The organism is Amycolatopsis ponsaeliensis (assembly GCF_030182635.1).
GTDB classification, from domain to species: domain Bacteria; phylum Actinomycetota; class Actinomycetes; order Mycobacteriales; family Pseudonocardiaceae; genus Amycolatopsis; species Amycolatopsis ponsaeliensis.
Map to the genome: position 1 here is coordinate 1 of NZ_JAPZLD010000075.1, position 22,611 is coordinate 22,611.

21 protein-coding genes are annotated in these 22,611 nt (G+C 70.8%); 13 read left to right on the forward strand and 8 right to left on the reverse strand.

Annotated features, from left to right (window positions below; translation table 11 throughout):
- Positions 1 to 117: 117 nt before the first annotated feature.
- The gene (locus tag QQ657_RS52655; protein ID WP_284750024.1) at positions 118 to 828 is read right to left on the reverse strand and encodes a cache domain-containing protein; all 711 of its coding nucleotides are present in this window, start codon (positions 826 to 828) and stop codon (positions 118 to 120) included.
- A 34-nt stretch (positions 829 to 862) separates the two neighbouring features.
- Entirely contained in the window at positions 863 to 1,591 is a 729-nt protein-coding gene (locus QQ657_RS52660; RefSeq protein ID WP_284750025.1) for a FadR/GntR family transcriptional regulator, read from the reverse strand.
- 111 nt (positions 1,592 to 1,702) lie between these two features.
- Between QQ657_RS52660 and QQ657_RS52665 the strand changes: the two genes are divergently transcribed.
- From QQ657_RS52665 to QQ657_RS52685, 5 genes are all read left to right on the forward strand, one after another.
- Positions 1,703 to 3,124: a gamma-aminobutyraldehyde dehydrogenase gene (locus QQ657_RS52665; protein ID WP_284750026.1), complete on the forward strand. Its 1,422-nt coding sequence runs from the start codon at positions 1,703 to 1,705 to the stop codon at positions 3,122 to 3,124.
- A gap of 8 nt (positions 3,125 to 3,132) precedes the next feature.
- Positions 3,133 to 4,203: an ABC transporter ATP-binding protein gene (locus QQ657_RS52670; protein ID WP_284750027.1), complete on the forward strand. Its 1,071-nt coding sequence runs from the start codon at positions 3,133 to 3,135 to the stop codon at positions 4,201 to 4,203.
- A gap of 10 nt (positions 4,204 to 4,213) precedes the next feature.
- The gene (locus QQ657_RS52675) at positions 4,214 to 5,416 is read left to right on the forward strand and encodes an ABC transporter substrate-binding protein (RefSeq protein WP_284750028.1); all 1,203 of its coding nucleotides are present in this window, start codon (positions 4,214 to 4,216) and stop codon (positions 5,414 to 5,416) included.
- A 75-nt stretch (positions 5,417 to 5,491) separates the two neighbouring features.
- Positions 5,492 to 6,331: an ABC transporter permease gene (locus QQ657_RS52680; protein ID WP_284750029.1), complete on the forward strand. Its 840-nt coding sequence runs from the start codon at positions 5,492 to 5,494 to the stop codon at positions 6,329 to 6,331.
- A gap of 8 nt (positions 6,332 to 6,339) precedes the next feature.
- Positions 6,340 to 7,137: an ABC transporter permease gene (locus tag QQ657_RS52685; RefSeq protein WP_350310776.1), complete on the forward strand. Its 798-nt coding sequence runs from the start codon at positions 6,340 to 6,342 to the stop codon at positions 7,135 to 7,137.
- A gap of 1 nt (position 7,138) precedes the next feature.
- Here QQ657_RS52685 and QQ657_RS52690 read toward each other — a convergent pair whose 3' ends face one another.
- On the reverse strand, positions 7,139 to 7,528 hold the full coding sequence (locus QQ657_RS52690) for a peptidase inhibitor family I36 protein (RefSeq protein ID WP_284750030.1): 390 nt from the start codon (positions 7,526 to 7,528) through the stop codon (positions 7,139 to 7,141).
- A gap of 82 nt (positions 7,529 to 7,610) precedes the next feature.
- Positions 7,611 to 8,390: an SDR family NAD(P)-dependent oxidoreductase gene (locus QQ657_RS52695; protein WP_284750031.1), complete on the reverse strand. Its 780-nt coding sequence runs from the start codon at positions 8,388 to 8,390 to the stop codon at positions 7,611 to 7,613.
- A 59-nt stretch (positions 8,391 to 8,449) separates the two neighbouring features.
- Between QQ657_RS52695 and QQ657_RS52700 the strand changes: the two genes are divergently transcribed.
- Positions 8,450 to 9,004 carry a TetR/AcrR family transcriptional regulator gene (locus tag QQ657_RS52700; RefSeq protein ID WP_284750032.1) on the forward strand — a complete coding sequence of 185 codons (555 nt, stop codon included), beginning with the start codon at positions 8,450 to 8,452 and terminating at the stop codon, positions 9,002 to 9,004.
- Here QQ657_RS52700 and pip read toward each other — a convergent pair.
- Positions 8,990 to 9,934: a prolyl aminopeptidase gene (gene pip, locus QQ657_RS52705; protein WP_284750033.1), complete on the reverse strand. Its 945-nt coding sequence runs from the start codon at positions 9,932 to 9,934 to the stop codon at positions 8,990 to 8,992. The genes QQ657_RS52700 and pip overlap by 15 nt on opposite strands.
- Before the next feature lie 422 nt (positions 9,935 to 10,356).
- Between pip and QQ657_RS52710 the strand changes: the two genes are divergently transcribed.
- Positions 10,357 to 11,283: an undecaprenyl-diphosphate phosphatase gene (locus QQ657_RS52710; protein WP_284750034.1), complete on the forward strand. Its 927-nt coding sequence runs from the start codon at positions 10,357 to 10,359 to the stop codon at positions 11,281 to 11,283.
- A 1-nt stretch (position 11,284) separates the two neighbouring features.
- Complete coding sequence (locus QQ657_RS52715) at positions 11,285 to 12,154, forward strand: cytochrome c oxidase assembly protein (protein ID WP_284750035.1); 870 nt, start codon at positions 11,285 to 11,287, stop codon at positions 12,152 to 12,154.
- Here the strand turns inward: QQ657_RS52715 and panB are convergent.
- On the reverse strand, positions 12,151 to 13,026 hold the full coding sequence (gene panB / locus QQ657_RS52720) for a 3-methyl-2-oxobutanoate hydroxymethyltransferase (RefSeq protein ID WP_284750036.1): 876 nt from the start codon (positions 13,024 to 13,026) through the stop codon (positions 12,151 to 12,153). The genes QQ657_RS52715 and panB overlap by 4 nt on opposite strands.
- Positions 13,027 to 13,264: 238 nt before the next feature.
- Between panB and lysX the strand changes: the two genes are divergently transcribed.
- The 3 genes from lysX (at position 13,265) to QQ657_RS52735 (ending at position 17,909) form a co-directional block, all read left to right on the forward strand.
- A complete protein-coding gene (gene lysX, locus QQ657_RS52725) occupies positions 13,265 to 16,588 on the forward strand; it encodes a bifunctional lysylphosphatidylglycerol synthetase/lysine--tRNA ligase LysX (RefSeq protein ID WP_284750052.1) in 3,324 nt (1,107 codons plus the stop codon).
- 64 nt (positions 16,589 to 16,652) lie between these two features.
- A complete protein-coding gene (locus tag QQ657_RS52730; RefSeq protein WP_284750037.1) occupies positions 16,653 to 17,225 on the forward strand; it encodes a hypothetical protein in 573 nt (190 codons plus the stop codon).
- A 93-nt stretch (positions 17,226 to 17,318) separates the two neighbouring features.
- Entirely contained in the window at positions 17,319 to 17,909 is a 591-nt protein-coding gene (locus tag QQ657_RS52735) for a DinB family protein (RefSeq protein WP_284750038.1), read from the forward strand.
- A gap of 240 nt (positions 17,910 to 18,149) precedes the next feature.
- Here QQ657_RS52735 and QQ657_RS52740 read toward each other — a convergent pair whose 3' ends face one another.
- Positions 18,150 to 18,683, reverse strand: a complete 534-nt coding sequence (locus tag QQ657_RS52740) for a methylated-DNA--[protein]-cysteine S-methyltransferase (protein ID WP_284750039.1) — start codon at positions 18,681 to 18,683, stop codon at positions 18,150 to 18,152.
- A gap of 91 nt (positions 18,684 to 18,774) precedes the next feature.
- On the opposite strand from QQ657_RS52740, the gene QQ657_RS52745 reads away from it, so the two are divergent.
- Both QQ657_RS52745 and QQ657_RS52750 read left to right on the forward strand, forming a co-directional pair.
- Positions 18,775 to 20,118 carry a S8 family peptidase gene (locus QQ657_RS52745; protein WP_284750040.1) on the forward strand — a complete coding sequence of 448 codons (1,344 nt, stop codon included), beginning with the start codon at positions 18,775 to 18,777 and terminating at the stop codon, positions 20,116 to 20,118.
- Between the two features lie 7 nt (positions 20,119 to 20,125).
- Positions 20,126 to 20,740, forward strand: coding sequence for a VOC family protein (locus QQ657_RS52750; RefSeq protein ID WP_284750041.1), 615 nt, complete (start codon positions 20,126 to 20,128; stop codon positions 20,738 to 20,740).
- Here the strand turns inward: QQ657_RS52750 and QQ657_RS52755 are convergent.
- On the reverse strand, positions 20,737 to 22,458 hold the full coding sequence (locus tag QQ657_RS52755; protein WP_284750042.1) for an NAD+ synthase: 1,722 nt from the start codon (positions 22,456 to 22,458) through the stop codon (positions 20,737 to 20,739). The two genes, QQ657_RS52750 and QQ657_RS52755, sit on opposite strands and share 4 nt — an antisense overlap.
- Between the last annotated feature and the right edge of the window lie 153 nt (positions 22,459 to 22,611).

Sequence of the window (22,611 nt, forward strand, 5' to 3'; positions counted from 1 at the left end):
GCAAGAACGGCCTCAACGTCATCACCGCACTCCGCGACGCCATCACCGGAAACCCCTGGCTTCCAACCAGCCCCGCAACCACCTGACTAGTTACAAACAGTGTTCTAACCCGGTTTCTCACTCACGACCGGTGACCAGCACGATCGGTGAGTCGCCGCAGCGGCGCAGCACCGGGGTCGGCTCCGCGCCCGCCGACCACCACGCCGGCACGTCCGCCTCCCGCACCAAAGACCCGGTCGGCTGCCGGACGCTGTTGGACACGATCACCCGTCCCTGCGCGTTCAGCAGCGCCGCCCCGCGCCCCAGCGACCGCAACCGCGGCCGCACCGCCCGCTCGAACTCGCGCACGTACACGTCCGCACCCACGACTCCGGCGAAGGAGCCGGAACGAACCACCGGGATCGTGAACGTCAGCGTGTACTCGTCGGTGCACAGGTAATCCACGTACGGGCCGTTGATGTGCCGCCGCCCGGTGTCGCGGGGGACCGTGAACCACGACTGGCGCGTGTAGTCCAGGAAGTTCTCGGCGCCCGGGTCCAAGCTGATGAACAGCTGCGAAGGCGGGGAACCCGCGGTCCACCACTCGAAGCCGAACTCCGAGTCGGACAGCACGTGGGGTGCGCTGACGAAGCCCGCGCCGACGACCAGGCCGCCGAGGGCCTCGCCGACCTGCGGCCGGATCCGGTGCAACGCCGCCGCGGACGGGGCGTCCGCCAGGACCGACTCGGCCGCCGCCAGCAGGGGCTTCAGCCGTTCGAAGACCCCTTCCACCAACGCCGAGACCTGCTCGACGACCTCGTCGCCGGTCAGCGTGCGGGTGTCGTTCACGGTGCTCACCTCGATGCGCGGATTGTCCCGAAGTTTAGGGGGCGAGCAGGTCGAGGTGCACGTCCGCGAGCCGGTCGAGCGCCCCGAGGATGTGTTCCTCGGTGAGCTTGCGGGCCAGCTCGCCGTCCGCCGAAGCGATCGCCGCGGTGATCGCCGCGTGCTCCTCGTGCGGGTGCGCCCCGAGCGGCAGCCACAGCAGGCCGCCGCGCTCGCTCTGCAGGTGGAGCTCCTCGTGCGTCAGCCGCGGCGACTGCGCGGCCGCCGCGACCTCCAGGTGGAACTGCCGCTCCGCCCGCGTGAAGTCGATGCCGTGCGCCGTGCGGAGGTCGTCGGTCGCCAGCCGCAGCCGGGCGACGTCCTCGGGTGAGCTGCGCTCGGCGGCGAGCTTCGCGGCAGCCCCCGCGATCGCCAGGTAGTGGTCGCCGACGTCGCGCAGATCGGACAAGGACACTTCGCGCAGCCGCGAGCGCCACTCGTCCGGGGGCGGGTTGGCCGGCGCGCGGACGAAGCTGCCGCCGCTGCGCCCCCGCCGCGTCTCAACGAGCCCCCGCTGCCGCAACGCCACGAGCGCTTCCCGGACCGTCACGGTCGAGACGCCGAACTGCGCGGCCAGGTCGGCTTCGCTGGGCAGCTGTTCCTCGTCGGCGAGCAGGCCGAGCGTGATGGCGTCGACCAGCCGCGCCGCCACCGCTTCCGCCCGGCCGACCTGGCCGAGCGGCGCGAACATGGCGGACCGCGCGCTGTGCGACATGCCCTTGCGCATCGTGACCCTTCGTCCGCCCGAGTACCCGTTCGCACCAATCTTGCCTGATCCTCTTGTCCTATTACATATGGACTTATATGTTTTAGCCTCCGATCGCAGCTGGGAGTCACCGTGCATGAGCTGAAGCACTACGTCGGCGGCGCGTACGTCGAGTCCAAGTCGGGCCGGACGGCCGAGATCGTCGACCCGGTCACCGGGCGCCCCTACTGCACCGCGCCGATCGCCGGGCCCGAGGACGTCGACAACGCGCTGCAGGTCGCCGCGACCGCGTTCGAGACCTGGCGCGCGACGACGCCCGCCCAGCGCCAGCTCGCGCTGCTGAAGATCGCCGACGCGCTCGAAGCCCGCGCCGACGAGGTCGTCCGCGTCGAGTCGGCGAACACCGGCAAGCCGATCGCGCTGACCCTGGCCGAAGAGATGCCGATGGTCCTGGACCAGGTCCGCTTCTTCGCCGGAGCCGCGCGCGTGCTCGAAGGCCGCGCCGCGGGGGAGTACATGGAAGGCCACACGTCGTTCGTCCGCCGCGAGCCCGTCGGCGTCTGCGCGCAGGTCACGCCGTGGAACTACCCGCTGCTGATGGCCATCTGGAAGATCGCGCCCGCGCTCGCCGCCGGCAACACGATCGTGCTCAAGCCGTCCGACACGACCCCGGCGTCGTCGCTGCTGCTGGCCGAGATCGCCGGCGAGTTCCTGCCGCCGGGCGTGTTCAACGTCGTCTGCGGCGACCGCGACACCGGCCGCGCGCTGGTCGAGCACGACATTCCGGCGATGGTGTCGATCACGGGCTCGGTCCGCGCCGGGATCGAGGTCGCCAAGTCCGCCGCAAACGACGTCAAGCGCGTGCACCTGGAGCTGGGCGGAAAGGCGCCGGTCATCGTCTTCGAGGACGCCGACCTCGACGCCGCCGCCGAGGCCATCGCCGTCGCGGGCTACTTCAACGCCGGCCAGGACTGCACGGCCGCCACCCGCGTCCTGGTCGCCGACGAGGTGCACGACACCTTCGTCGCCGCGCTCACCCGGCAGGCCGAGGGCACCAAGACCGGCAAGCCGGACGACGAAGACGTCGCGTACGGCCCGCTGAACAACGCGGCCCAGCTGGAGAAGGTGTCCGGCTTCATCGACCGGCTGCCGGAGCACGCGACCGTCCACTGTGGAGGCCATCGCGCCGGTGACGAGGGCTACTTCTACGAGGCCACCGTCGTCTCCGGGCTCAAGCAGGACGACGAAATGAGCCAGAATGAGATCTTCGGCCCGGTCATCACCGTCCAGCGCTTCGAGGACGAGGCCGAGGCCCTGAAGTCCGCGAACGGCGTCCAGTACGCCCTCGCGTCCTCGGTCTGGACCCGCGACCACCAGCGTGCGATGCGCCTGGCGGCCAAGCTCGACTTCGGCTGCGTCTGGATCAACACCCACATCCCGCTGGTCGCCGAGATGCCGCACGGCGGGTTCAAGAAGTCCGGCTACGGCAAGGACCTCTCGCTGTACGGGCTCGAGGACTACACCCGCGTCAAGCACGTCATGAGCGCTCTGTGAGGCTGGCGATGCCGAACCAAGCACCTGCCGAGACGCGGGAGGACTCCGCGCCGCCGAGTGGGACCGCGGGGCCCGCGATCCGGCTTTCCGGGTTGCGCAAGCACTTCGGTGACGTCCACGCGGTCGACGGCGTCGACCTCGACATCCCGCCCGGCGAGTTCTTCTCGATGCTCGGCCCGTCCGGCTCCGGCAAGACGACCGTGCTGCGCATGATCGCCGGCTTCGAGCTGCCGACCGAGGGCACGATCGAGCTGGACGGCCGCGACGTCAGCCGTCTGGCCCCGTTCGAGCGGGACGTCAACACGGTCTTCCAGGACTACGCGCTCTTCCCGCACATGTCCGTGCAGCAGAACGTCGAATACGGCCTGCGCGTCAAGCGCGTCCCGAAGCAGCAACGCCGGGAGCGCGCCCTCGAAGCGCTGAAGACCGTCCGGCTGGAGGACTACGGCCCGCGCAAGCCCGCGCAGCTGTCCGGCGGTCAGCGTCAGCGCGTCGCGCTCGCCCGCGCGCTGGTCAACCGGCCCAAGGTGCTGCTGCTCGACGAGCCCCTCGGCGCGCTCGACCTCAAGCTGCGGCAGGCGATGCAGCTGGAGCTCAAGCAGATCCAGCGCGACGTCGGCATCACGTTCGTCTTCGTCACCCACGACCAGGACGAAGCGCTCACCATGAGCGATCGCATCGCCGTGTTCAACGACGGCACGATCGAGCAGGTCGGGCCGCCGGAAGAGGTCTACGAGCGGCCGGCCAGCGCGTTCGTCGCCGGGTTCGTCGGCACGTCCAACCTGCTGGGCGGGCGCGGCGCCGAGTCCGTGATCGGCCGGCCGGGGCTGTTCAGCATCCGGCCGGAGAAGATCCGCATCGACGGCGAGCTGTCCGAGCCCGCCGCCGCGGGGGACACCAGCGCGACCGGCACGGTCACCGACGTCGTCTACGCCGGGGCGACCGTGCGGTACGCCGTCGCGCTCGATGCCGGGGGACAGCTGTCGGTCGTCCGGCAGAACACCGACGGCGCCTTCATGGACGGCCGCGTCCGGCTCAGCTGGCGCCACGAACACAGTTTCCAGGTTCCCGGTCAGTGAAGGGTTTGCCATGAAGAACAGGAAGACGCGGCTTGCCGGGATCCTCGGCGCCAGCCTGCTGTTGGCTGCATGTGGCACGTCGGGTTCGAACTCCGCCGCGCCGCCCGGCGCGCAGGGGTTCACCCCGCCGAAGCTGGAGGCGCTCAAGGCGCTCGGCCAGCCGGAAGGGCAGCTGAACGTGCTGGCCTGGCCCGGGTACGCGGAGAACGGCTCCAACGACCCGAAGGTCAACTGGGTCACGCCGTTCGAGCAGCAGACCGGCTGCAAGGTGAACGTCAAGCCGTTCGGGACCTCCGACGAGGCCGTGACGCTGATGAAGACCGGGCAGTACGACGTCGTGTCCGCCTCCGGTGACGCGTCGCTGCGGCTGGTCGCCTCCGGGGACGCCGAGCCGGTGAACACCGCGCTGGTGCCGAACTACGCCGACGTCCAGCCGTTCCTCAAGGACAAGTCGTGGAACAGCGTCGGCGGCGTGTCCTACGGCATCCCGCACGGCTGGGGCGCGAACCTGCTGACCTGGCGCACCGACAAGGTGACGCCGGCGCCGACGTCGTGGTCGGTGATGTTCGACGCGAACTCGCCCTACAAGGGCAAGGTGATCGCCTACGACTCGCCGATCTACATCGCCGACGCCGCGTTGTACCTGATGGCGCACCAGCCGGACCTGGGCATCAAGAACCCGTACGCGCTCGACGACAAGCAGTTCACCGCCGCGGTGAACCTGCTCAAGCAGCAGCGGCCGCTGGTGTCCGAGTACTGGTCGGACTACCTCAAGGAGTCGCAGGCGCTGAAGAACGCCGACGCCGTCGTCGGCACCGCCTGGCAGGTCACGGTGAACCTGACCAAGGGCGAGGGCGCGCCGCTGGAGTCGGCGGTGCCGAGCGAAGGCGCGACCGGGTGGTCGGACACCTGGATGGTGGCGGCGAAGTCGGCGCACAAGACGTGCGCGTACAAGTGGCTCGACTACATCATCAGCCCGAAGGTCAACGCCCAGGTCGCCGAGTACTTCGGCGAGGCGCCGGCGAACACGAAGGCGTGCGCGGAGATGACCGACAAGACGCTCTGCGACACCTACCACGCCAGCGACGCGGCCTACGCGTCGAAGATCGCCTACTGGACCACGCCGATCCCGCAGTGCCTCGACGGCCGCACGGACGTCAAGTGCAAGGACTACGGCGAGTGGACGAAGGCCTGGACCGAGATCAAGGGCTGACCCCAGAACCCCGGTGGCGGCGGGCTGTGTCCCCCCACTCCGCCCGCCGCCCCGGACCTTTCCCTGCGAGGTGCGATGACCGCCCTGTCGGCCTTCTTCTACCGGAAGCCCAAGCTGCGCCTGGGTTTCTTGCTTTCGGCACCGCTGCTCTGGCTGGGCCTGGCCTACCTGGGCGCGCTGGCCGCACTGTTCGTCACGGCGTTCTGGCACACGGACGCGTTCACCGGCCAGGTCGTCATCGAGTGGTCGCTGGACAACTTCACGACGCTGTTCAGCGACGCGGTCTACCGCACGATCACCTTCCGCACGGTCGGGATCGCGGCGCTGGTCACGGTGATCGACGCGGTCATCGCGTTCCCGATGGCGTTCGCGATGGCCAAGCTGGCTTCGCCGCGGGCGCAGCGGATCCTGGTGATCGCGGTGATGACGCCGTTGTGGGCGAGCTACCTGGTGAAGGCGTACGCGTGGCGGTCGATGCTGTCCGGCAACGGCGCCCTGAGCTGGCTTTCGCCCGGTTACGGCGTCACGGCCACGATCATCACCTTGTCGTACTTGTGGCTGCCGTACATGATCCTGCCGATCTACGCGGGTCTCGACCGGCTGCCGGACTCGCTGGTGGACGCGTCCGGTGACCTCGGCGCGCGCTCGTTCCGGACGTTCCGTTCGGTGATCCTGCCGCTGACGTTCCCGGCGATCGTGGCCGGCTCGATCTTCACGTTTTCGCTGTCCCTGGGCGACTACATCGCGGTGAAGATCGTCGGTGGCACGTCGCAGATGCTCGGCAACGTCGTCTACGACAACATCGGCGCGGCCAACAACCTGCCGTTCGCGGCGACGGTGGCGACGGTGCCGGTCGTGATCATGCTCGTGTACTTGGCCGCGGTGCGCCGCACCGGTGCGCTGGACAACCTCTAGGAGTCTCGGTGCGGACGTCTCGGGTGCTGTTGTGGACGGCGCTGGGTGTGGGCCTGGCGGTGATCTACTTCCCGTTGCTGGTGGTGCTGCTCAACTCGTTCAACGCGGACACGACGTTCGGCTTTCCGCCGACCCGGTTCACGCTGGAGTGGTGGAGCCGGGCCACGTCGAACGAGGGTGCGTTGAACGCGCTGTGGACGAGCGTCGAAGCGGGATTGGCGGCCACGGCGATCGCGCTGGTGCTGGGCACGATGGCCGCGTTCGCGTTGCAGCGCTACCGGTTCTTCGGCCGCAACCCGGTGTCGTTGCTGATCATCTTGCCGATCGCGCTGCCGGGGATCGTGACGGGCATCGCGCTGAACAACGCGTTCCGGACGATCCTGGGCATCAACCTCGGCCTGCTGACGGCGATCATCGCGCACGCGACGTTCTGCATCGTGGTGGTGTTCAACAACGTGGTCGCGCGGTTGAGGCGGATGGGCGGCAGCCTGGAGGAAGCGTCGATGGACCTCGGCGCGACGGGCTTCACGACGTTCCGGCTGGTGACGTTCCCGATGCTGCGGTCGGCGTTGCTGGCGGGCGGGCTGCTGGCGTTCGCGCTGTCGTTCGACGAGATCATCGTGACGACGTTCACCCTGGGCACGGGCATGGAGACACTGCCGATCTGGATCTACAACAACCTGTTCCGGCCGAACCAGGCACCGATCGTGAACGTGGTGGCGGCGGTGCTGATCGTGGTGTCGACGGTCCCGGTGTACCTGGCCCAGAAACTGTCCGGCGACACGGCTTCCGGCGGACGGCTCTGAGTCACGGCGCGTTGCAGAACCCACCGGGGAAGTACTTGAACGACACGATTAAGTCGTTCCAGGTGAGCTGGCCGTGCGGGTTGTCGCTCAGGTCGGCATCCGCGGATCCATCCGGGTCGACGCAGAAGAAGTCGCCGTCGCGGCCGTAGAAGTAGATCGCGCCGGGCAACCGGTTGATGTAGCTGGACACCTTGCCGTACAGGGCGGAGGGAAGGCGCGACACCGAACCCGCCCAAGCGCCGTAGCTGGTGTTGTAGTTCTTGTCCGCCCACAGGCAGACGTGGGCGTAGTTGGTGCACTGCGCGGCCGAGGCGTCGGCGCTTCCCGGTGCGACCGCCAGCCCGGCGGCGCTCAGCGTCGCGCACACGAGTGCCTTGGTTCGCTTCCGCATGGTTCCTCCCCGAAGCCGTGGAAGGCTGACGATAGCCGGAAAACGCCGGTCTCCTGCCCCGGTCGGCCCGTACCGGCCACGGTCAGTGCACTGACCGGATCGTGCCACCGTCCACGCGGATCGTCGCGCCGCTCACGTAAGCCGCCGCCGGGCTCACCAGATATCCCACCGCCGCCGCGATCTCCTCCGGGCGGCCCAGCCGGCCCACGTCGTTCGGAACCAGGTCCCGTGCCGCCCCGCGTTCGATCTCCTCCCAGGAGCTGCCCCACCCCTGCGAGGGCGCGATCGACGTCAGCAGTTCGCGCACCGAGTCCACCAGGATCGCCCCGGGAGACACCACGTTCGACGTCACGCCCGTCCCCGCCAGTTCCCGCGCCAGGGACACCGCCAAGTTGTGCCGCGCCGCCAGCGTCGCCGTGTAGTGCGGTTGCATCGCCATCGGCTGGATCGCCAGCCCGCCGCCGATCTGGATCACCCGGCCCCAGCCGCGCGCCCGCATGCCCGGGACGCACCGGTGGATCATCCGGACCGCCGACACGACGTTGACCTCGTACGTCGACGCCCAGACCTCCGGCGTCGCGTCGGTCCACCCCAGGTGGTCGTACGAGCCGGCGTTGTTCACCAGGATGTCGACGTCGCCGGCCGCCGATGCCACGGCGTCCGCGCCCGCGTCGGTCGACAGGTCGCCGATCGCCACCCCGGCCGCGCCGATCGACGACGCGACCCGCGAAGCCCGGGCGGCGTCCCGGCCGTGCACCACCACCGACGCGCCTTCCGCGGCCAGCAACCGGGCGATCGCGGCACCGAGACCGGCGCTGGATCCGGTGACAAGTGCGCGTTTACCAGTGATTCCGAGATCCATGAAGCACCTTCCCAAGAGGTATACACTTGTAGACTTAGCTCAAGTCTACACTCGTATACATGAGACCTCGCAACGCCGCCGCGACCAGGGAAGCGATCCTGAACTCGGCGCTCGAAGCCTTCACCCGGGCCGGGTACGACGCCGTCGGCGTGCGCGAGATCGCCGAGTCCGCCGGGGTCACCGCGATGCTCGTCAACCGCTACTTCGGCTCGAAGGAAGGCCTCTTCGCCGAGGTCGTCGAGGCGGCGATGGCCGAGCGGACCGTGCTCACCGACGACCCCGCGACGCTCGCCGTGGACATCGCGGCGGCGCTCGTGCGCCGCACCGCCCCGGACGCCGGGCGGCTCGACCCGTTCCTGCTGATGCTGCGGTCGGCCCCCAACCCGCGCGCCGCCGAGATCCTGCGCGCGGGCATCGAACGGCACGTCGAGAAGCACCTCACCGACGTCCTCCCGGCCGGGAAGGACACCGAGGGCCCGGCGCTGGTGCTCGCGGTGATCGCCGGCTTCTGGGTGATGCGCACGCTCATCGGCAGCACCGAGCTCGCCCGTGCCGACGAAGAAGTCCTGAAGCGCAAGCTCGAGAAGGTGTTCGTGGTGCTACTGGCGGAATGAGTCCGTCGCCGCGCGCAGGGCGGCCAGCACGCCCGGATCCGTCACAGCGTGCCCGGCGCCTTCGAGCAGCTTCAGCTCCGAACCCGGCCACGCCCGGTGCAGCTCGTACGCCGTGGCCGGCGGGCACACCGTGTCGTACCGCCCCTGCACGATCACGCCGGGGAGGCCGGCGAGCTTGCCCGCGTCGCGGATCAGCTGCCCGTCCTCGAGCCACGCGCCGTGGCGGAAGTAGTGGACCGCGAGCCGCGCGAACGTCAGCGCGAACACCGGGTCCGCGTACTGGCGGACGAAGGACTCCTGCGGCTGCACGGAAACCGTCGCGCCCTCCCAGGTGCTCCACGCGACCGCCGCGCGGTGCCGGACCTCCTCGGACGGGTCGTCGAGCAGCGTGGCGTACGCGGCGAGGGGGTCGTCCCGCAGTGAAGCCGGGATCGGGGCGAGGAAGGCCTCCCACTCGCGCGGGAACAGGTTCGCGGCGCCGCCCCGGTACATCCAGTCCAGTTCGCTCCGCCGCACGGTGAAGACGCCGCGCAGGATGATTTCGCTGACGCGCGAAGGGTGGGTCTGGGCGTAGGCGAGCGCGAGGGTCGCGCCCCACGAGCCGCCGAAGAGCTGCCAGCGCTCGATGCCGAGCCGCTCGCGCAGGGCTTCCATGTCGGACACCAGGTGCCACAGGGTGTTGGCCGTGAGGTCGTCGGCGCCCGGCGTCGACTGCCCGGAGCCGCGCTGGTCGAACAGGACGATCCGGTAGGCCGCGGGGTCGAAGTGCCGCCGCGCCATCGGCGCGATCCCGCTCCCGGGCCCGCCGTGCAGCACCACGACCGGCTTCCCGGCCGGGTTGCCCGCCTCCTGGCACCGGATCCGGTGGCCGTCGCCGACGTCCAGGAACCCTTCGGCGCGTGGGGGAATCGGCGGGTAGAGCTCGTCCATGACGTTCACTGTGCCGGACGGTCCCGGTCGTCGTCCCGACACCCCGCCGCCAGGGGCCGGGACGACGACCAAGAAAGGTGGGAGCCCGCCCCCGCCGCCGGGCTGAGCGGGCTCCCAGTCGGTGGTCAGCCGGGGCTGACATCCGGACGAGGAGGGGCGACGCCGTCGGTGTGCTCACAACGGCCGGTGGTCCGCACACGCATTTCCGTCCTCCTCGTCGAGGTTCGAAGCTTCGTCGTGGCGGCGACGGGCTAAACGCTAAGCCAAGGTCCGAACGTCAGTCAAGAACATGATTGAAGTTCATATACGTGAACACCCGCTGAGAGGACGCTGAGTGCGGCCGTGCCCCTTGCCGGTGGTTAACGAACGGGCCGGTACGTTCCGGTGTCGAGGTTTCGAAAAGTGGTACGGAAAGGCTCGGAATGTCCGCGGTGACCTATCTCGAGGCGATTGTCGTCGGCGCCTTGCAGGGGGTGTCGGAATTGTTTCCGGTGTCCAGTCTCGGCCACAGCATCCTGTTGCCCGCCTGGCTCGGCGGGCAGTGGCAGCGGGACCTGAGCATCGGCAAGGATTCGCCGTACCTCGCGGTGCTCGTCGCGATGCACGTCGCCACCGCGCTGGCACTCGTGCTGTTCTTCCGGAAGGACTGGGTGCGGATCATCGGCGGGCTGTGGACGTCGCTGCGCCACCGCGAGGTCCGCACGCCCGACCAGCGCCTCGCGTGGCTGCTCGTGCTCGCCACGATCCCGGTCGGGCTGGCCGGCCTGCTCCTCGAAGGCCTGCTGCGCGACTTCCTCGGCAAGCCGGTGCCGTCGGCGATCTTCCTCGCGCTCAACGGCGGAGTCCTTTACGCCGCCGAGAAGTTCTCCCGCAGGAAGCCCGCGGAAGAAGCGGACACTGTGGACTTTTCCACCGAGGAGACGTTGGTCATGCGGGCGGTCTCGGTCGACGAGCGGACCGACGTCCGGCTGGCGAAGCTGGGGGTCGGCGAGGCGGTCCTGATCGGTGCCGCGCAGATCTTCGCGCTGCTGCCGGGCATCAGCCGCTCGGGCATCACGATGGTCGCCGGGCTGCGCCGCGGGCTCGGCCACGAAGACGCCGCGCGCTTCGCGTTCCTCCTTGCCACGCCGGTGATCCTCGCCGCCGGCGTGCTGAAGATGCCGACGCTGTTCGCCCCGGAGAACCACGCTTCGCTCGGACCGGCCCTCGTCGGCAGTGTTGTCGCCGGGGTCGCTTCGTACATTTCTGTCCGGTTCCTCACCGGGTACTTCGAAACGCGCACGCTGACCCCGTTCGCCATTTACTGCGTGGTCGCCGGAATCGGCAGCCTGATTTTCTTCGCGGTGTGACGTGCCGCTGACGTTCGACGCCCCGGCGGTCCTCGCCGTGCTCGTCCTCGGCACGCTCTACGTGCGTGCCGCCCGCCGCCGTGACTGGCCGCCCGGCCGCACGGCGGCGTTCCTCGCCGGCCTGGCGACGATCGTGCTCGTCACCTGTTCGCCGCTGGCCGTCTACGACACGACGTTCTTCTGGGTCCGCGCGGTCCAGACCACGACGCTGCTCATGGTCACGCCCCTGCTGCTCGCGCTGGGCTCGCCGATCCGGCTGCTGCTAGACACGCGGCCCGCGCCCTGGCTGCGGCGCCACGGCCGCGGCAAGGCGGCGCGGGCGCTGACGTTCCCGCCGGTCGTCACGCTCACCCTGGTCGTGCCGGTGCTGGTGCTCTACCTGACCCCGCTCTACGACCTCACCCTGCGCTCCCCGGTCGCCGACGGCCTGGTCCGGCTCGCGCTCGTGCTCGCGGGGTTCACGTACTTCTGGACGCGCCTCGGGCTCGACCCGACCCCGCGGCGCGACCCGCACCTGGTCTCGGTGTGGATCGCGTTCACCGAGGTGATCTTCGACGGCGCGCTCGGCCTGGTGCTGTGGCTCGGCCCGCTGCTCGCCCCGGCGCATTACGCGGCCGCGCACCCGGGCCGGGGGCCGGACCCGCGCACGGACCAGATCATCGGCGCGGGCGTGCTGTGGATCGGCGGCGACGTCGCCGGCCTGCCGTTCGTGGTGGCGCTGTTCGTCCGCTGGGCCCGCGACGACGAGCGGCGCGCGAAGCAGATCGACGTCCAGCTGGACGAAGAAGCCGCTTCGGGCGCCGCATCGACATCGGGGCTCTGGTGGGAGAACGACCCGGCGCTCGCCGAGCGGTTCAAGGAGCGGGGTTAGTCGTGGAAAGCGTGTTCCGGTGCCGGGAACTCGCCGCGGCGGACGTCCTCCGCGAACGCCGTCGCCGCGTTCTGCAGCACCGTCGCGACGTCGGCGTAGCGCTTGACGAACCGCGGTGCCTTCCCGCGCCGCAGCCCGGCCATGTCCTGCCAGACGAGCACCTGCGCGTCGCAGTCCGGGCCGGCGCCGATGCCGACCGTCGGGATCTTCAGCTCCGCCGTGACGCGCTTGGCGGCTTCGGCGGGCACCATCTCCATCACCACCGCGAACGCCCCGGCCTCCTGCAGCGCCAGCGCGTCGGCGAGCAGCACGTCCGCTGCTTCGCCGCGCCCCTGCACCCGGTAGCCGCCGAGGTTGTGTTCACTCTGCGGGGTGAACCCGATGTGGCCCATCACCGGCACGCCGGCCGACGTCAGCGCCTCGACGTGCGCGGCGAACCGCCGCCCGCCCTCGAGCTTGACGGCATGCGCGCGGCCCTCCTTCATGAACCGCACCGACGTCTCCAGCGCCTGCTGCGGCGAAAGCTGGTAGGAGCCGAACGGCAGGTCGGCGACCACGAGGGCCCGCTTGACCGACCGCGTGACCGCCCGGACCAGCGGCAGCAGCTCGTCGACCGTCACCGGCAGCGACGTGTCGTAGCCGAAGACGTTGTTGGCCGCGGAGTCGCCGACGAGCAGCACGGGGATCCCGGCCTCGTCGAACAGCGCGGCGGTGTACATGTCGTACGCGGTGAGCATGGGCCACGGCTCGCCGCGTTCCTTGAGTTCCCGCAGGTGGTGGACGCGGACCTTCCGGCCCGAAGCCGGTTTGGGCGCGGATCCGGTGCCGTAGGGGGCCGTTTCTTCGGGCCCGTTCGCGGTGGCAGCAGACATCGTCGTCGACCGTCCTTCCCTCGAGGCCTCGGTGAGGTCCCCGGGTCGTGGAGCAGAGGCGTCTCAAAGCGTGACACGCTCCCGGACGCCCCCCAACCGCGTGCGACAAGCTTCACACCCTCGGGGACCACTCGCCGTCAGCCTTCAGGTTGATGTCGGTGGACAACCAACCCGGGTTCACTTACGTCAAGAAGAGGGCATGACGACCGATCGGCCGCGAAAGGCGACGAAAGCAACGATGGGAACCTTCGCGAGCACACGCCCGCGCCTCCCCGCCTGGAAGGCGAAAGCGGGCGGCATCGTCGCGACCGTGGTCCAGCTGGCCGCGGTCTTCTCGGTGCTCCTCCTGTTCACCAACGGCCCGCACGGGCGCCTGCTCAACGGCATCGACATGGCGTTCTCGAGCCTGAGCGTGCCGACCAGCGCGAGCCTGGTGATGGTGCTGCTGCTGGTGGTGCTGGGGTCCGCGCTGCGCCGCCGCAAGAAGGCCGCGCTCTACACGCTCGTCCTGTTCCAGGTCGCCGGGCTGGTGCTCACCCTGGCCCTGCAGGCGACGCTGCTGTGGTCGCCCGAGCTGCTCTCGCTGGGGTCGAAGCAGGTCCGGCACATCCCGGTCCAGCTGTGGGCCCTCACCGCGGCCGACGTGCTGTCGGTGGCGCTGATCTTCTTCCTGCTCACGCTGCGCAAGGCGTTCCCCGCCCGGCTCGCGCCGAGCGCCTGGCGCGACGGCCTGACCATGCTCTTCGGCGGGTTCGCCGCGGTCATCCTGGGCGCCTGGGGGCTGGTGGAAGCGTTTCCCGGCCACCTCGGCGACACGTGGGAGCGCTTCGCCTGGGTCGTGAACCACGCGACCGGCGAGAACCTGCAGCTGCGCCGCATCGGTGTCGGCGAGGGGCCGGCCTGGCTGGACGTGCTCATCGACCTGAGCGCCACCGCCGTCGTCACCGCGTCGCTGTACATGCTCTTCCGCGGGGTGCGCAGCCGTCGCCTGCGGACGGACGAGGAAGAGCTTCGCGTGCGCCGGCTGCTCGCCCAGCACGGCGAGGACGACTCCCTCGGCTACTTCGCCACCCGGCGCGACAAGAGCGTCGTCTTCGCGCCGAACGGCCGCGCCGCGGTGACCTACCGCGTGCTCGGCGGCACCAGCGTCGCCAGCGCCGACCCGGTCGGCGACCCCGAGGCGTGGCCGGACGCCGTGCGCGCGTGGCTCGACGAGACGCGCACGTACGGCTGGACGCCGGGCGTGCTCGGGGCGAGCGAGCGCGGCGCGAAAGCGTACACCGACGCCGGCCTGCGCGCCCTGGAAATCGGCGACGAAGCCGTGCTCGACATCCGCGAGTTCAGCCTCGCCGGGCCCGAGCGGCGCTCGGTGCGCCAGGCCGTGAAGCGCATCGAGCGCGCCGGCTACACCTCGCGCGTCCGCCGTCACGGCGAGATCCCCGACGGCGAGATGGCCGAACTGCTCGCCCGCGCCCAGGCCTGGCGCGGCGCGGAGACCGAGCGCGGGTTCTCGATGGCTCTGGGCCGGCTCGGCGACCCGAGCGACGGCCGCAGCGTCATGGTCGAGGCCTACGACGCCCACGGCGAGCTGCGCGGGCTGCTGTCGTTCGTCCCGTGGGGCCGTCGCGGGCTTTCGCTGGACCTGATGCGCCGCGACCGTGATGCCGAGAACGGCCTCAACGAGTACATGATCGCCGAGGTCGTCGCGGCCGGGCAGCACCTGGGCGCGCAGCGGATCTCGCTCAACTTCGCGATGTTCCGCGCGGTCTTCTCCGAGGGCGAGCGGATCGGCGCCGGTCCGGTGCTGCGGGCGTGGCGCGGCGTCCTCAGCCTCGCGTCGCGGTTCTTCCAGCTCGAATCGCTGTACCGGTCCAACGCCAAGTACGGACCGGACTGGGAGCCGCGGTTCCTCTGCTACTCCTCGGCGCGGCGGCTCCCGCGCGTCGGCATCGTCGCGGGCGCGCTCGAAGGGTTCGTCCCGACCGGACGGTCGCGCGCGCTGCGCCTGGAGACGGTCAGCGACGAGTTCGTCGCGCGCGTCCGGGAGATCGAGGAGTCCGCGGCGGTCCCGGCGGCGAAGCCGGCGCGGCGGCCGGAGCAGGTCCGCGTCCGCATGGCCAAGCTCGCCAAGCTGCGCGAGGCCGGCATCGACCCGTACCCGGTCGGGTTCCGCCGGGACGACCACATCGGCGGCGTCGTGGCGAAGTTCGGCGACCTGCGCCCCGACAGCGCCACCGGCCACCGCGTCCGGATCGCCGGGCGCGTGCTGGCGATGCGCACGCTCGGTGGGCTGTGCTTCGCGCGCGTCAAGGACTTCAGCGGCGAGATCCAGCTGATGCTGGAGGCCGGCGGGCTCGACCTGACGGGCTGGCGGACCGGCGTCGACCTCGGCGACCACGTCGGGGTCAGCGGCCAGGTCGTGACGTCGAAGCGGGGCGAGCTCTCGGTGCTCGTCGACGAGTGGACGGTCACCGCGAAGTGCCTGCACCCGTTGCCGGACAAGCGGAAGGGCCTCACCGACCCGGAGACGCGGGTGCGGCAGCGCTACCTCGACCTCGCGGTCAACCCGGACTCGACGAACATGCTGCGCCTGCGGTCCACAGTCGTCCGCGCGGTGCGGGAGCGGCTGCACCACGCCGACTACCTCGAGGTCGAGACGCCGATGCTGCAGACGGTCCACGGCGGCGCCAACGCCCGGCCGTTCGTCACCCACATCAACGCCTACGACATGCGGATGTACCTGCGGATCGCGCCCGAGCTGTACCTGAAGCGGCTGTGCGTCGCCGGCGTCGAGCGCGTCTTCGAGCTGAACCGGAACTTCCGCAACGAAGGCGTCGACGCGACGCACAACCCCGAGTTCACGATGCTCGAGGCGTACCAGGCGTACGCGGACTACGACACGATGCGGACCCTGACGCGCGAGCTGGTCCAGCACGCGGCCGAAGCGGCGTACGGCGCCCAGGTCGTGCGCCGGCCCGGCGCGGACGGCAAGGTCGTCGAGCACGACATCTCCGGCGACTGGCCGGTGATCACCGTGCACGACGCCGTTTCGGCGGCTCTCGGGGAGCGGATCGACGCGGGCACGTCCGTCGCCGACCTGCGCCGGCTGTGCCTCGCCGCGGGCGTGCCGGTGGGGGAGGACCCGAGCCACGGCGACCTCGTGCTCAAGGCGTTCGAGCACCTCGTCGAGGGCGCGACCGTGCTGCCGACCTTCTACACGGACTACCCGACCGACGTCTCGCCGCTCACCCGCCAGCACCGCGAAGACCCGCGGCTGGCCGAGCGCTGGGACCTCATCGCGTTCGGATCCGAGGTCGGCACCGCCTACACCGAGCTGACCGACCCGATCGAGCAGCGGCGGCGGCTGGAGGCGCAGTCGCTGCGCGCGGCGAGCGGCGACGTCGAAGCGATGGAGCTGGACGAAGACTTTTTGCTGGCCCTGGAGCACGGCATGCCCCCCACCGGGGGGCTCGGCCTGGGCGTCGACCGGCTGCTGATGATGCTCACCGGGGCCTCGATCCGCCAGACAGTCCTGTTCCCCTTCGTCCGTCCGCAGGCATAACGCTTCGATCGATCTGATCACTGTGGTGCGGCCTAGGGGGCCGGGGTCGCTTAATGTGTGCCACGTGCGCACGGCTCGGATCGCCTCGGCCCTCCTCATGGGACTGGCCGTCCTCGCGTATTCGGGATGGATCCTGGAGTTCTTCCTGCCGACGGGCGTCTCACCGGTGCACGACCCGGTCGAGGCGCTGCTGGCCGGCCCGCCGGTGTTCCGCGTGCTGCTGGCCGTCTCGGGCGTTGCGTTCCTGCTCGCCGGGCCCCCGCTGCACCGGCTCGGCCCGGTCCAGTGGACGGCGCGGCTCAGCTCGATCTCGGTGAGCGTGTTCGGCCTGGTCGCGCTGCTGCAGGCCGCCTACCCGGAGCAGAGCGGCGTGCTCTCGTCGGTGGCCACCGTGGTGCTCGCGGTCGGCGTGGTCAGCCTGATCCTCTGGTGGCCGCCGGGCTGGCGCGCGCTCGCCGTCGCCGGGCTCGTGGTCGTGCTGGTCACCTGGGCCGCCCTGGTGCTCGCGCGGCAGCTGGACACCGCCGAAGGCGTGGTCAGCCGGGTCGAGCAGGTGGTGCGCGCCGTCCTCTACGGCCTCGGCGGGGCGTACGCCTTCATCAAGCCTGCGCCCCGACATGCGCCTCGAGGCGGCTGAGCAGCCGGTCGACCATCAGCATCGGCATTTGTGCCGGAAATGTCGGTGGTGGGTGGCACGATTCCGGGGACGAACGCGAAGGAGCTGATCTCGATGGCGGGAAACGTGCCCCCGGTGGCCGACGAGCGTGACGGGCTGGTGCGGTACCTGGAGCAGCAGCGGCACGTGCTGAAGGTGGCGGCCCACGGGCTGACGGACGAGCAGGCCCGGCTCACGCCGACGAAGAGCTCGCTGTCGGTGGGCGGCCTGGTCAAGCACGTGGCGTCGACGGAGGACGGCTGGATCGACATCCTGCTGCAGCTGCCGGGGAAGCCGTTCGACCAGGCGATGGCGGAGTACCAGGCGGCGTACAGCCTGGGTGCGGACGAGACGCTGGCGAGCGTGCTGGCCCGCTACGACGAGGTGGCGGCCCGCACGGCGGAGGTGATCGCGGGGATCGAAGACCTCGGCCAGCCGGTCCCGGTGCCGAAGGGCGTGCCGTGGTACCCGCAGGACGTCGAGGCGTGGTCGGTCCGCTGGGTCCTGCTGCACCTGATCGAGGAGACGGCCCGCCACGCGGGCCACGCGGACATCATCCGCGAGCACATCGACGGCGCCACGGCGATCCCCCTGATGGCGGCGGCGGAGGGCTGGCCGGAGACCCCGTGGATCAAGCCCTGGAGCCCCGAACCCCAACCCGCCTGACCCAAACCGGCCGTGTCGACCCCCCAATCACGCGAGTCGACCCTGCAATCACGCGAGTTGACCCTGGAATCACGCAAGCCGACCGCCCAGGCACGCGAACTGGCGGTGTGGGTACGCGAGCCGACCGTCCGGGTACGTGAGCCGACCGCCCAGGTACGCGTGTCGTCCGGCTGGGTACGCGTGTCGTCCGTTCGCGGCCTGCCTTCGCTCCGGCGAGCGGGCCGCGAACGGACACAGCCGTCAGAACAGCGTCGGCTCGTCCGCCAGCGCGCCCTCGATCACCAGCATCCGGCGCTTGGTCGCCACCCCGCCACGTGCCGAAAACCCGCCGTCCTTGCCGCCCGCCGCCATGACGCGGTGGCACGGCACCACGATCGGGAACGGGTTGTTCCCCATCGCCTGCCCGACCGCCTGCGCCGACCCCGGCATGCCCAGCCGGTGCGCGATGTCGCCGTACGTCAGGGTCTTGCCCGGCGGGATCGTCCGCGCGATCTCGTACGCGCGGCGGTTGAACTCCGGCACGTCCGTCAGGTCCAGCCGGACCGAAGCCAGGTCCTCGCGCGCGCCGGCCAGGAGCGCGACGATCCCGTCGACCGCCGCCCGCACCGGTGCCGGCGGCGGGCCCTCGACGGCGTCCGGGAACCGCTGAGCCAGCCGGGCGCGCAGGCCGGCCGCACCTCCGTCGGGCAGCGACGTCCCGATCACGACGTCGTCCCGCCACGCCAGCCCGCACGGCCCGATCGCCGTGCCGAACACCGTGAACCCCGTTGTCATGCGATCAGCCTACGACCGAAGAGGGGTACCGCCGACGCGATTGATCGCTAGGTTCGGTTTGGGTGGTTTGCCGAGTTCGAGGAGGCTGTCGGTGCGACGCGCGATCCTGGTGGCGACAGCGATGCTCGGCCTGAGCGCGGCCCCGTCGACAGCGACAGCCGACCCGCTCGTCATGCCGCACGTCGTCGTCGCCCACAACACGTGGTGGGCCGAACTGACCGTCCACAGAGCAGGCGGCACCGTCGTCGCGAGTTACCCGCAGATCGGCGTCGTAGTCGCGTACACGGCGAAGGACGACTTCGCCGCGAAGGTCCGAAAGACGCCAGGCATCGACGCCGTCGGGGCGACGCGCACCGCGAAGATCCCGAAGGAGTTCTTCGCGCCCCGCAAGGACGTCCGCTACACCGGCCCGAACTCGCCGAACTCCGGCCAGGTCCCGCCCGAGGGCACCGCATGGGACGTCCCGGCGCTGCACCTACCCGAAGCGCACCAGGTCACCGAAGGCAGTCGGCGCACCGTCGTCGGCGTGCTCGACGTCGGCGTCGACGACACCCACCCGGACCTGAAGCCGGCCTTCGACGCGAAAGACTCGGTGTCCTGCCTCTCCGGCTGGGCCGACCGCAGCCCCGGCGCCTGGCGGCCGACGCTCGACGGCCACGGCACGCACGTCGCGGGCACGATCGCCGCGGCCCGCAACGGATCCGGCGTCGTCGGCGTCGCGCCCGGAGTCCGGATCGCCGCCGTGAAGCTCGCCGAGCTCGACGACACCGAGACGGCCGAAAGCATGGTCTGCGGCTTCGTCTGGGCCGCCGAACACGGCTTCGCGATCACCAACAACAGCTACCGCTCGATCCCCTGGCGCTACAACTGCGACGACCAGCCCGACCAGGCCGCGGCCAAGCTCGCCGTCGGCCGCGCGGTCGCCTACGCCCAGCGCCGCAACGTCCTCGTCGTCGCCTCCGCGGGCAACGCCGGCATCGACCTCGACACGCGCTCGGTCGACCGCGAAAGCCCGGCCGACAGCACGCCGGTGGAACGCGCGATCGACCCGACGTGCACCCGGCTGCCGCACGAGCTGCCCGGCGTCGTCGGCACCGGCGCGCTCGACGAAAAGCTGCTGAAGGCGAGCTTCTCCAACTACTCGGCGTCCCGGATCAGCGTCGCGGCCCCCGGCGCGCGCGTCTGGTCGACCTGGCCGAACGGCGAATACCGCTCGGCGAGCGGGACGTCGATGGCCGCACCGCACGCGAGCGGCGTCGCCGCCCTGATCGCGAGCGAGCACCCACGCTGGAGCGCCGAGCGGATCAAGCGTGCCCTCTACGACACGGCGACGCCACTCCCGTGCCCCGACACCGTCTGCAAGTCGACGAAGCAAGGCACGACCTACTACGGCCACGGAATGGTCGATGCGGGGAGCGCCGTCGGCGCGGGATGATGGGCCCGTGCTCGATCACCTCGTCTACGCCGGCCCGGACCTCGCCGAGGCCGTCGCCCGCGTCACCGAACTCACCGGCGTCACGCCCGCGCCCGGCGGCAGCCACGTCGGCCTCGGCACCGCCAACCACCTCGCCGACCTCGGCGCCGGCATGTACCTGGAGGTGATCGGCCCGGACCCGGCGCAACCGGAGCCGGAAAACCCGCGCCCCTTCGGTATCGACGACCTCACCGAACCGGCCCTGGTCGCGTGGGCGGTGCGCACCACGGACCTCGACGCCACGATCGAGAGCGCCCGCGCCCACGGCTTCGACCCGGGCGACGCGCGGGAGATGTCCCGCGAGACGCAAGACGGCGAACTGCTGCGCTGGCGCCTGACCCCGCCGAGCACCCCGGGCACGCTCCACCCGTTCCTCATCGACTGGGGCACGACGCCGCACCCGACGACGCGCGGCCTGCCGTCGATCCCGCTCCTGATGGTGACGGGTACGCACCCGGATCCGGCTTCGGTCACGACGGCGACGGACGCGCTCGGTCTCGAACTCCTGATCAGGCGCGCCGGGAAGGCGAGCTTGACGGCGGCCCTCCAAAGCGCGGAAGGCCGTCAGGTCGCCCTGACTTAGACCTTGCCCTCGCGCCACAGGTTCGTCATCGGGAGCCGCCGGTCGCGGCCGAACGCCTTGAACGTGATCTTCGTGCCCGGCGGGTACTGGCGCCGCTTGTACTCGGCCTTGTCGACCATCCGCACCACGCGGTCGATCGTCTCCGGCTCGAACCCCGCGGAGACGAGGTCCGCGTACCCGCGGTCGCCCTCGACGTAGTCGTCGAGGATGTCGTCGAGCAGCGCGTAGTCCGGCAGCGAGTCCGTGTCGACCTGGCCCGGCCGCAGCTCGGCCGACGGCGGCTTCGAGATCGAGTTCTCCGGGATCGGCGGGGTTTCACCGCGCTTGACGGCTTCGGCGTTGCGCCACCGCGCGAGCTGCCACACGTGCGTCTTGAAGACGTCCTTGATCGGGGCGAACGCGCCGACCGCGTCCCCGTAGATCGTCGAGTACCCGACGGCCAGCTCGGTCTTGTTGCCCGTGGCCAGCACCAGGTGACCGTCCAAGTTGGACAGTGCCATCAGGAGCATGCCCCGCGTCCGCGCCTGGATGTTCTCCTCGGCCAGGCCGGTGAGCGAAAGCTGCTCGACGTACACCCGGACCATGTCCTCGACCGGCTCGACGCGGTAGTGCGCCCCGATCCGCCGTGCGAGGTCGGCCGCGTCGTCCTTCGAGTGACCCGAGGAGTACTTCGACGGCATCGAGACGCCGTAGACGTTGTCGCCGCCCAGCGCGTCCGCGGCCAGCGACGCGCAGACCGCCGAGTCGATGCCGCCGGAGAACCCGAACGTCACCGACGAGAAGCCGTTCTTGTGCACGTAGTCCCGCAGCCCGACGACCAGCGCCGACCACACCTCGGCCTCGTCCGACAGCGGCTCGCTGATGACCGGCTCGGCGGTCGGCTCGTACGCCGGCACCGGCTCTTCGCTCAGCACGCGGCGCCGGACGTGCAGGCCTTCGAGCTCGCCGTCGCCGGCGTGCCCGCCCGCGGTGAGGTCCATGTCCAGCACGAGCAGGTGCTCGACGAACTGCGGCGCGCGCGCCAGCACCGTGCCGTCCGCGCCGACGACGAGCGAGTCGCCGTCGAAGACGAGGTCGTCCTGGCCGCCGATCTGGTTGGTGTAGACCAGCGGCGCGCCCGCTTCGGCGGCGCGGCGCGCGATGAGCGGCAGCCGCTGCTCGTCCTTCGACCGCTCGTACGGCGACGCGTTCGGCGCCACCACGAGGTCGACGCCGGCGCGGCCCAGCGCCGAGATCGGCCCGCCGTCCTGCCAGATGTCCTCGCAGACGACCATGCCGATGTCGAGCCCGTGGAACCGGACGACGTCGAGCTCGGTGCCCGGCTTGAACCAGCGGTGCTCGTCGAAGACGCCGTAGTTCGGGAGGTGGTGCTTGAACTGCCGCGCGACGACCTCGCCGCGGTAGAGCGCCGCCGCCGCGTCACGCGGGCCGACCTCGTCGAGGTCGAGGTAGCCGATGTAGGTCAGCACTTCGCCGCAGCCGGCTTCGTCGAGGCGGCGCGCCAGCGACTCGACGCCCTGCCGGGACGCGGCGGCGAAGGTCTTGCGCAGCGAAAGGTCCTCGACGGGGTAACCGGTGAGGGACATCTCGGGGAAGACGACGACGTGGGCGCCGGCTTCGGCGGCCCGGCGGGTCCAGGCGACGTGCAGGTCGGCGTTGCCGTCGAGGTCACCGACGGTGGGGTTGACCTGGGCGAGCGCGATGCGCAGTTGCGGCATACCGCCATTCTGTCCCACGGCCACCCGCACAGCCGAGCGAATGTGGGCGAAACGCCACGCGGCGCGCGGGCGGTCCAGGTACGTTCCGCCTGATCGGAGGAATCGGACACAGGGGGACCACCGGGATGACGTATCCGCCGCGGCAGCCGTACC